An 8,713-nucleotide genomic window follows, 5' to 3' on the forward strand; every position below is an offset into this window, starting at 1 on the left:
ATTACCTGAATGAAGAAAGGACTGAAAGGCATGACGAAACACGAATTAAAAAACGCAAGACTGCGTATCTTGGTAGAAATAGACGATTTAAATAAACGTTCAGAAGCTGGGGAGGACGTTTCAAAAGAATTGCTAAGATGCGGCAGGAAACTAGACAAACTAACAAAAACACGCCGCCGACCGGATATCATGAACGCCGACTTCAAACCTGCTGTAGCAATACCGATTAAGACCAATCACAAACACAAAAAAACTGGAGAACGTGGACAGTATAAACGGCATGACATAAGCGAAGAGATTAAGGCGTTGGCGAAAAAAAACGATATCAAGTACAAAACGTTAAAACAAAGAATCTTCCAGTACGGCTGGGATGAATATCGTGCAGCTACTGATCCAGTGCCAAAACCAAATGATCAACTCTCTATAGATGAATACAAGCGCTTGACTAAAGAAGGATGGTCCGGCTATCGAATCATCAAAGAAGGGCGCGGCACAGAATATGCGATCCGGAGCATCAAAAAGTCAATAGCCAAAGAAAGAGAAATATTGGGGGTAGGAAAATAATGACTCACATCACCGAAAAGCAAGTAATGGAACGGCATACAGAAAAGTCAGGTAACAAACCTTTACAGCAATCAAAGTCGAAAACCGGATTCCTCGAACGTGCTGTAAGTAACTCTGCATCCGATTATGTGGATATGCTAGTAAATTCGGCTTTGCATTCAGATGAATCTTTGAAAATCGAAGAAGCCAAGCAGACAATCTCTGACTTAACCGAATCAGTCGCAGACTTGAAAGAACATAGAGAACTTCTGGAATTCCAATTAAATGAATCGAAAGATAATGCTGCTGGGTGGAAAAGGGAATTTAAGAAAGAGTATGAATGCAGTGCGATGTGGCGAGATCGTTTCTTGGAAGCAGAACGCCAAAGGGACCAATTTAAAGAACAGATTGGCATTGAGTTAAAAAAACAGAAAGAAGCAGAAGGCTTGATGGATGAAGCACTGATCGCTGCTTACCAGGATGAAAAGTTGGCCGTTGCATTGGCCGCTAAGTTTGTGGCAGTTAGCAAGCGAAACATGGAGGTTGGATGATATGACAAAAATATACCTAACAGAACTATTCGAAACACAACGCTTACTGGACGCTGAGATTGAACGGAAACATCCGAGAATACCTGATGAAGACAGACTAGAAAAACGCGTTTTAGCTCTATTAGTTGAACTTGGAGAGTGCGCGAATGAATGGCGTGGTTTCAAATTCTGGAGCAATCGCCAAACGGCAAATACGCTATATCAGACGACTTGTGATCCGGACGCGGCAACTCATCATTATTGCGAAGATTGTAAAGAGGATGTAGCGAATAAAGATACACTTAAACACTTCAAAAAATGCGAAGGGGTTCTTTATCCTTTGAGAGCGAAAAACCCACTCCTAGAAGAATATGTGGACTGCGTTCACTTCGCTCTATCCATCGGACTTCAACTTAATATACCTTTGAATCTGGAATGGGGACCATATCGCAAGAAAACAGTGACAGAACAATTCAAAGACTTATTGCAGGCAGATTGGGAAACTTATTACCCGAATGTGTACCACGGATATTGCAGAAATATGGAACTCCTAATTGGTCTTGGCGAAATGCTCGGCTTCACGTGGGAACAAATCGAAACAGCTTACATGAGCAAAAACGTAACCAATTGGAAACGCCAGGAAGAGGGCTATTGATATGACGCCAGGCGAAACCTACACAGCAGAAATCAAAGTAGTCAAGGTTAGACGTGGAGAATCTACGGTAGTGATGGTTGATGGAAAGCGTTATATTCTGGATGAAAAATAAAAAACTACCTGGTCAGAGACCAAGTAGTGATTTGACTAAAAGAGACAGGACAGGGACCAATGCCGGAGCAAAGGGTCGCAAGTCAAACTCCACTGTTATATGAAATCTAATCAAAGGTATCATCCTTTGTAACCCTTAGGATTCGCGGAGGTGATGAGGCTCTGCAAGGGCTACTCTTTATAGTCTTAAATAGAGTATCAGTCATTGAATTTATTTACAACGCAATTTGAAAATTAAATTTTAGGAGTTTTAAAGAATGAGCGAAGAAAAACGCCAATTTTATATTGACTGGCTATTGCTGGCATATCCATTTAAAGCAGAATCGTATTTCCGAAGAATGAACGATGCTGATTTGCTGAAAGAGTACGAAAAACTAAGTGATATTTTTTAAGTGAAGCAAAGGAGGATCGTCATGAACTATTTTTTATTCGAAAGTGATGATCATGATTTGAATTTAATCTTTTTAGAAGAAGAGCTGAAAGTTTTTCTCAAACTTTGGAATGAAAACATAAGCCTTCGGGAGATAGCTTCCAAAATGAAGAGAAAGACAAGCGAAGTAGCCCTGCTGGTGTTTGATCATGCTGAACGGGGATTGATTGAACAAAGAGATAGAAGCTTGCACAGGCTTTGAGGAGGACAACCATGGGACAGGAACAGACAGACAATGAAATCCTCGCTAAAATTAAGATGAATAAAAACTCTATAATAATTGTAAAAGGTGGTAAAATAGAGATATTAGGATCTCCACCTGAAGGGCACGGGAAACAAACTATCACCTGGGCAGATGGCGCACCGATCATCATTGAGAACTATTTCAAAAGAAAATTATAGTCTGACCGAGAACCGGAGGACACTGATTTAGCTTAACAGCTATTTTGGTGTCCTCTTTTTTTATTTACAAGGAGGCTTGACCATGAACTTTGTACAGCCAATCAGGAACTTGGAGAAAGTGGACAAAATGAAAGTGTACCTAAGAAACAAAAGTGAACGTGATTACATCATGTTTCTTTTAGGGATAACAGTAGGCTTAAGAATCTCCGATATTCTGTCACTGAAAAAAGAAGACTTGCTGAAGACTCATATCGATATTGTCGAAAAGAAAACAAGGAAGCGCAAGCGCGTAAAGATCCCTGGTTACATCAAGAAAGAATTATTCGCTTATATAAACAAGCTGAGCGATGGCTCCTATGTCATTTTAAGCCGGCAGGGTACTAACAGACCGATTGATCGTTCTACCGCATACAGGATACTAAGAGAAGCAGCTGAACATGCAAACTTAAAAGAAATCGGCACCCATACATTAAGAAAGACATTCGGCTATCACTATTACAAACAAACGAAAGATGTGGCCATGCTCCAGGAGCTATTTAACCACACTGATCAATCAACCACCTTGAAGTATATTGGCATCAATCAAGACCTTATCGATGAAGCTATGGATAAATTCCGTATCTAACATCTATTTTTTTAAGGGTAAGACGCACCATAAAAAACAGAAACGTGCAGTAAAAAGAAAAAGCATATTCAAGCCTTGGTACTACAGGGAAATTTCGGCGGGCTGAGTGCAACAGTATATGTTTTATAGTGCAGTCAGAAGGGCAGGAAAAGACGTATGACAAGCGATGAAGCCAGATTGAAGATAAAGGACTTGGAAATGTTTATCGAGACGATGGAAGCTTATGAGCCGGAAGGTTTCGAACAAGAAGCATTCAAGCTCTATGTGGAATCAGGAAGTGTCAGCAAGGTTGCTGCTGTATTGAAGGATAAAGGCTATCGGATTGGAAACCGCAAAGTGATCAGCAAAGATATTACGGACTTAATTCGTTCCAAGCCAATAAAAGACAATATGCATAAAATGGCGCAAGAAACTTTAAAAAGAAGCGCTGCCAGAATGAAACGGTTCAGTTAACGCGTATTTAAGATATGTGTAACTGAAAGAGCGTAAAGGGAGGCTGCAGTTGATGAATTTAAAACCCGTCATATCCTCAATGCATATTGAAGATTCGAGTGGTAAGCAAACTGAAATTGTTAATTGGTATTCAGATAACTCTATTTATCAAGATATTTTAGAGCTGACATTAGCAGATGGTCAGGTATTAAAAATAGTTATTGATAAAACTGTTTTAGATGCAAGTAAAAGGAGAGGGTTTTAATGAAAACTGAAGACGAACTGTTAATCTCCTTCATGTATCGAGAAGGCTATACAGAGAGGAACTATATAAAGAACGGCCATTCGCTCCAAAGAAAAATAATTTCAAATTAATCGATTCTAAAAATATTTCGCGCATGTCGCATCAGGTCGACAATCGCAAGCCAAGACATTTGGTTAAAAAGATAATTCGTTAAGGGAGTGAAATAGATGGGAAGTTTTCACACTAAGTTCACCTATCGGCAACTACTGACCATTAAACACGCTTTGTTCTATTACATGAAAAGGGAAAATCAGTCTGATGAGGATTGGGATTCAGAAAAAGCTTTGCACAAGAAAGTAAAAGAGCAAATTAAAATTGCTGAAGAAAAGATAAATAAAGGGAGCGATAAATAATGGACATAAATAATGTAATGAATAATATGATGCACACTCGCGCGAAACAAGAAATGAGAAGCAATGAATGGGGCAAGAAGTTGGACGACGTATTAACCTCTATCGAGGAATTGGTGGAAGTTGCCGATGAAAAGCAAGCTATGCAAATGAAGCGTTTAAGCGGAGAGATTAAGAGGGTAGCGGAATTCAGGTTGAGACAACTGGAAGACGATGAACTTGATGAAGATTTCAGGGAAGAGGAGGAAGAATAATGGACGTAGTACAACAGTGGGAACAGCTTTTATCGCATTTAATGAATCTAGGGCCGACGGTTTACTCATATTATGAAGAATTGAAACGTCAAGGATTTACAGAAGAACAGGCGATGCAGCTTGCGGTAGCGTGTCAGAAATCTTTAATTGAAGCGACTTCGAAATGACAGGCTTTTAATATTTATGGATAGGGAGTGCAGATGATGGATATCAAGAAATTCGAAGAAGCGAAGAAATTAGTAAGCCTAATCGAAGGGGCTGAGAGAAGCGTTGAAAGACTACAGAACTTGTTCGATACGGAAGAAATAATGATTTCAAGAAAAGAAGGTGGCCATGCTTATGCTACCGGCAAGAAAAAGGATGCCATTAAAGAAATTATGGTTGGTAGTGCTCAAGAGTGGCTGGATAAACAGAAGAAGACTCTGGAAGAACTGTAAATCAATTAATCATTAAGGAGTGATCAATATGGGTGGATTCATAGCAAAACAACCCAACGGATTATATTGCAGGTTTTCTACTGTAGTAGATTGTCCGACACATTGGAACTTTACAAGAGAAGATTACTTGAATAATTGCACAGGAACCGTAAACAGCTTTAGAGATGGTAAAGATATTCTCGAAAGACATTTGCGCCCATTCTCCGAAGTGATTGAATACTTCGCACCCGAAAATATGAGTCAAAAAGAATTCGACAATATGCTGCTAGATGTGAATGAAGAAGTACAAAAGGAGTGAAGTCGATGCCGGCATTAAAGATGAAACCAGGAGCATTTAAACATATAGAGGCTGAACTATCGGATTACTATGAAACGGTTAAACGGATCAAGCTGCGCCGGGAAGAAATTATGCTCAGTTCATCGACTGACGAAAACATTGGTGGAGGTAAATCAAATATTCCTTCAAGGCCGACTGAACAGATGGCCACTCGCTTAGTTGCGGATCTTCATCTCCAGGAGTTAGAGCGCATTGCTTCATCCATCGAGCATGTCTACAACCTTTGTGATAAAGAACGGAAGAAGCTAATCCTTTTGAAGTATTGGACATTTCCTCAGACAAAGACATGGGATGGCATTGCTCAGGAATTGAACATCAGTAAACGGCAGGCGTATCGCTGGAGAGATGAGATTGTCCAGGCTATTGGCGAGAAATTGGGCTGGAGATAAATAAAACACTGTAGATGGAAAAGGGGAGATAGAAGATGGTAGAAGAATTTGACGAAGAATTTTTAGAAGGCACTACTTTTCCGGTAGTTAAATTAAACGGCGGTTACAAAAGCATTCAGACCGAGCGAATTTCATACGAGAGAATTCTCGAAATGTTAGGTGTTCAAGGCAACCAAATTTACACAGTTACTTATTTCACTAGAGACAGAAGGGTAAAAGGTTCATTGTCGCCTGGTGAATCAATTCCCACAGTCAACCGTTTAATTATCAACGCTGACCGAACTGACAAAGCATAGTCCCGCCAAAGGTAGAGGGAAAAGGAGGAATTTAGATATGGCCAAAATAGAAAATTTTGAAGTGTCATGTAAAAAGTGCAGAAGCAAAGATGTTAGTTTAGTCGGGGAATCTGGACAAGGTTATGGCGTTGGCATTTTATCGTGCAACAATTGTGAAAATATCGAGGAAGAATCTTCAAACTAACTGTCCGCCCAAACAATAAAGTTAGAGGAGGAATGAAGAAAATGGGAATCTTAGAAGTATTGACAATCATATTCATCGTACTTAAAATCACCGGCACGATTGACTGGAGTTGGTGGGTAGTTCTTTCACCAACAATCATTTCAGTGTCGCTATATATCATATGGTTCATAGTTCTTCTCGTTATCAACAGGAAAGCAAGAAACCATATCGACAAGCATTTTGATAATGATTTCTTCAAGGATTAAAACGTGTCACTATCATGTCACTTTCGGCCTCTACTTCCGTGGTAAATTAGTAGAGTAGAAGTTTAGCTAAAGCGACTTCACATCCTTAGGGTCATAAACAGTATGATTCTCGACATGCGGAACTTAACCGATTGACATGTCATAAACCAGTCAGACACCTGCAGTGATTATCCATATCACATTGTAGGTGTCTTCTCTTTCCTGTATTATGAAATTAACTAATCGGAAAGCAGGGGATACATATGGCTAGTAAATACGATGCAGCTAAACAAAGTGCTGATGAAGCAGTCGAACAGCGCAAACAAGAAATTATTGATATGAAAGTACAGATCAGCAGCGGTACACTTTCTCCGCGTGAAATTAAGAAGCTTGAAAAAGAAATTGCTAAGATTGAGAAGATGAATAAGAAGAGTGAATTCTGGGCAGGCATTGCAGCTAAAGCAGATAGCGGTGGCAGTAAGATGCAGGAGACAGGCAAGGCGATGCAGAAGGCTGGACTCAAGACAACAGCTATCGTGTGGACGCCGGTTATCTATGCAGGATATAAGGCAGTGAAGAGTGTCAAAGGGAAGTCGCCAGAGTCGGATCTAGTTTCATTGGTGAAGGAATGCGAAGAGGCACACGCTGACGGACACATCACTGAGGAACGCATGAAAGAAATTATAATTGATTTCACTAACAACTATTATCGTAAGTAGAGAGGGCGGCCGGATATGGCAAATATGAAGTTCGTAAAAATAACTTGTCCATATTGCGAAGGTACTCAAAGGTCTCTTAATCATTTCGATCCATTAGAACAGCAGTTGCCAGAAAGATATGTAATCGATCGTGAAGAACGAGCGCCATCCGGAAGAATTATGTACAGTTGGAAATGCGAGGCTTGCAAGGACGGAAAGGTATTCGTTCCTGATTTAATAGCATCATCTGAAATATAAACTATTACCGTAACTAACATAAAGCATTCAGCTTAATTGCTGGGTGCTTTTTCTTATGCGTTGAAAGGGGTGAACTTATGAGAGTTCTGCAATTGATTACTAACATTCACAAAGTACATCATATTTATTTTAGTTACGGTTATGCATTCAAACCTTTAAACATTGGTTATTTCAAAGGTATTGGATTTAAGAGGATTGACAGAAGCGAGTATCACGACTGTACATCTTCCGGAACATATTAATTAGGCACAACTATCGAAAGGGGTGATGGTAATTGCTAGACCATAAGCAGGCGACACGCCGGAAAGGTTAAGGTGATCCATCACATCTGCCAGCTCAGGCTTACGAGCAATAGCATCAGGCGCTTGGCTGTTACGGCTGGGCGCTTCTTTATTATGTGGAGGTGTAAGGGATGAGCAAAGAGGTTGAACTAAAGGATGCAAAGTATATGGTGTTCAATGATTTCTTTCCGGATCCATATATACGAGGATATGCAAACGCAGAGGATGCAGAAGAGGAACTGAACAGCATTACTTATAACGGCGAATCTTACATGGTTGAAGTACTCAAGCAAAGGGACGGAAGCTAATGGCTGAACTCCTAATCCTAACAGGCGCAATCATAACCGTAATCATATCCATACCGACTCTGTTCATCTTCATCTACCTAAGTAGAGAGAGGCGTGATTAACTATGGAATTTTTAACACTGCTATTCGCTATGTTGATATGGGTTCTTTATATGGTAGTGCTTGCCTTCGTTATAGCTTTGCCGTTGTCTTACTTACTTACATGGATGGTAGAAGGATATATGAAAGCCGCCAGTCATTACAACAGAAAGCGTACTTGGAAATAACGACCTGCGAAAGGCGTGACTGATCATCGAACCTAAAGACAAACCATATGCAACAGAGAAAGATAAGAAGCGATTCTATTGCAGTCCGAAGTGGGAGAAGCTTAGGCAAGTCGCATTGAACCGTGACAACTACGAGTGCCAGGCATGTAAGCGTGAGGGTAAAGTCACAGTCGACTCTATCAAAGTAGATGGAGAGAAGAAGAAAGTCCGAATGAACGTTCACCATCTAAAGGAAATTGAAGATTATCCGGAATTAGCACTCGATTTAGATAATCTTGAGAGTCTTTGCATACGACATCATAACGATATACACGGGAAAGTATTAAAACTGAATCGAAAGAAAAAAGAGTGGGCCGATGAATGGTGGTAAAAATAATTTGAAATAAAAAAATAAATTATT

The 8,713-nt window shown here is 40.0% G+C and carries 21 protein-coding genes; all 21 read left to right on the forward strand.

Annotated features, from left to right (window positions below; translation table 11 throughout):
• The first annotated feature begins 30 nt into the window (after nucleotides 1-30).
• Nucleotides 31-564, forward strand: a complete 534-nt coding sequence (locus tag ACRC6Q_RS16630; protein WP_431467067.1) for a hypothetical protein — start codon at nucleotides 31-33, stop codon at nucleotides 562-564.
• Nucleotides 564-1,094: a hypothetical protein gene (locus ACRC6Q_RS16635; protein WP_431467068.1), complete on the forward strand. Its 531-nt coding sequence runs from the start codon at nucleotides 564-566 to the stop codon at nucleotides 1,092-1,094. Before ACRC6Q_RS16630 ends, ACRC6Q_RS16635 begins: the two co-directional genes overlap by 1 nt.
• A 1-nt stretch (nucleotide 1,095) precedes the next feature.
• Nucleotides 1,096-1,728 carry a dUTP diphosphatase gene (locus ACRC6Q_RS16640; protein WP_431467069.1) on the forward strand — a complete coding sequence of 211 codons (633 nt, stop codon included), beginning with the start codon at nucleotides 1,096-1,098 and terminating at the stop codon, nucleotides 1,726-1,728.
• 368 nt (nucleotides 1,729-2,096) lie between these two features.
• Nucleotides 2,097-2,231, forward strand: a complete 135-nt coding sequence (locus tag ACRC6Q_RS16645; protein WP_431467070.1) for a hypothetical protein — start codon at nucleotides 2,097-2,099, stop codon at nucleotides 2,229-2,231.
• Nucleotides 2,232-2,252: 21 nt separating this feature from the next.
• Nucleotides 2,253-2,471 (forward strand): hypothetical protein, encoded by a 219-nt coding sequence (locus ACRC6Q_RS16650; protein ID WP_431467071.1) that lies wholly within the window; start codon nucleotides 2,253-2,255, stop codon nucleotides 2,469-2,471.
• 11 nt (nucleotides 2,472-2,482) lie between these two features.
• Nucleotides 2,483-2,671 carry a DUF3954 domain-containing protein gene (locus tag ACRC6Q_RS16655; RefSeq protein WP_431467072.1) on the forward strand — a complete coding sequence of 63 codons (189 nt, stop codon included), beginning with the start codon at nucleotides 2,483-2,485 and terminating at the stop codon, nucleotides 2,669-2,671.
• Nucleotides 2,672-2,753: 82 nt separating this feature from the next.
• Nucleotides 2,754-3,296, forward strand: a complete 543-nt coding sequence (locus tag ACRC6Q_RS16660) for a tyrosine-type recombinase/integrase (protein ID WP_431467073.1) — start codon at nucleotides 2,754-2,756, stop codon at nucleotides 3,294-3,296.
• A 156-nt stretch (nucleotides 3,297-3,452) separates the two neighbouring features.
• Complete coding sequence (locus ACRC6Q_RS16665) at nucleotides 3,453-3,749, forward strand: hypothetical protein (RefSeq protein ID WP_431467074.1); 297 nt, start codon at nucleotides 3,453-3,455, stop codon at nucleotides 3,747-3,749.
• A gap of 52 nt (nucleotides 3,750-3,801) precedes the next feature.
• Entirely contained in the window at nucleotides 3,802-3,993 is a 192-nt protein-coding gene (locus ACRC6Q_RS16670; protein WP_431467075.1) for a hypothetical protein, read from the forward strand.
• A 206-nt stretch (nucleotides 3,994-4,199) separates the two neighbouring features.
• The gene (locus tag ACRC6Q_RS16675) at nucleotides 4,200-4,385 is read left to right on the forward strand and encodes a DNA strand exchange inhibitor protein (protein WP_431467076.1); all 186 of its coding nucleotides are present in this window, start codon (nucleotides 4,200-4,202) and stop codon (nucleotides 4,383-4,385) included.
• Nucleotides 4,385-4,636 (forward strand): hypothetical protein, encoded by a 252-nt coding sequence (locus ACRC6Q_RS16680; protein WP_431467077.1) that lies wholly within the window; start codon nucleotides 4,385-4,387, stop codon nucleotides 4,634-4,636. The genes ACRC6Q_RS16675 and ACRC6Q_RS16680 overlap by 1 nt, the downstream gene beginning before the upstream one ends.
• Nucleotides 4,636-4,803 carry a hypothetical protein gene (locus tag ACRC6Q_RS16685; protein ID WP_431467078.1) on the forward strand — a complete coding sequence of 56 codons (168 nt, stop codon included), beginning with the start codon at nucleotides 4,636-4,638 and terminating at the stop codon, nucleotides 4,801-4,803. Before ACRC6Q_RS16680 ends, ACRC6Q_RS16685 begins: the two co-directional genes overlap by 1 nt.
• Before the next feature lie 36 nt (nucleotides 4,804-4,839).
• Entirely contained in the window at nucleotides 4,840-5,073 is a 234-nt protein-coding gene (locus tag ACRC6Q_RS16690; RefSeq protein WP_431467079.1) for a hypothetical protein, read from the forward strand.
• 28 nt (nucleotides 5,074-5,101) lie between these two features.
• Nucleotides 5,102-5,371: a hypothetical protein gene (locus ACRC6Q_RS16695; RefSeq protein WP_431467080.1), complete on the forward strand. Its 270-nt coding sequence runs from the start codon at nucleotides 5,102-5,104 to the stop codon at nucleotides 5,369-5,371.
• Between the two features lie 5 nt (nucleotides 5,372-5,376).
• Nucleotides 5,377-5,799: a transcriptional regulator gene (locus ACRC6Q_RS16700; RefSeq protein WP_431467081.1), complete on the forward strand. Its 423-nt coding sequence runs from the start codon at nucleotides 5,377-5,379 to the stop codon at nucleotides 5,797-5,799.
• Nucleotides 5,800-5,834: 35 nt separating this feature from the next.
• Nucleotides 5,835-6,095, forward strand: a complete 261-nt coding sequence (locus ACRC6Q_RS16705) for a hypothetical protein (RefSeq protein ID WP_431467082.1) — start codon at nucleotides 5,835-5,837, stop codon at nucleotides 6,093-6,095.
• A 37-nt stretch (nucleotides 6,096-6,132) separates the two neighbouring features.
• On the forward strand, nucleotides 6,133-6,279 hold the full coding sequence (locus tag ACRC6Q_RS16710; RefSeq protein WP_431467083.1) for a hypothetical protein: 147 nt from the start codon (nucleotides 6,133-6,135) through the stop codon (nucleotides 6,277-6,279).
• Nucleotides 6,280-6,320: 41 nt separating this feature from the next.
• Nucleotides 6,321-6,524 (forward strand): hypothetical protein, encoded by a 204-nt coding sequence (locus tag ACRC6Q_RS16715; protein WP_431467084.1) that lies wholly within the window; start codon nucleotides 6,321-6,323, stop codon nucleotides 6,522-6,524.
• Between the two features lie 242 nt (nucleotides 6,525-6,766).
• Entirely contained in the window at nucleotides 6,767-7,222 is a 456-nt protein-coding gene (locus tag ACRC6Q_RS16720) for a hypothetical protein (protein WP_431467085.1), read from the forward strand.
• A 649-nt stretch (nucleotides 7,223-7,871) separates the two neighbouring features.
• Complete coding sequence (locus tag ACRC6Q_RS16725; RefSeq protein WP_431467086.1) at nucleotides 7,872-8,048, forward strand: hypothetical protein; 177 nt, start codon at nucleotides 7,872-7,874, stop codon at nucleotides 8,046-8,048.
• Nucleotides 8,049-8,428: 380 nt separating this feature from the next.
• The gene (locus ACRC6Q_RS16730) at nucleotides 8,429-8,683 is read left to right on the forward strand and encodes an HNH endonuclease (RefSeq protein WP_431467087.1); all 255 of its coding nucleotides are present in this window, start codon (nucleotides 8,429-8,431) and stop codon (nucleotides 8,681-8,683) included.
• The last annotated feature ends 30 nt before the right edge of the window (nucleotides 8,684-8,713 follow it).

The sequence above is a fragment of the Planococcus sp. SE5232 genome, from assembly GCF_050686535.1.
GTDB lineage: Bacteria > Bacillota > Bacilli > Bacillales_A > Planococcaceae > Planococcus.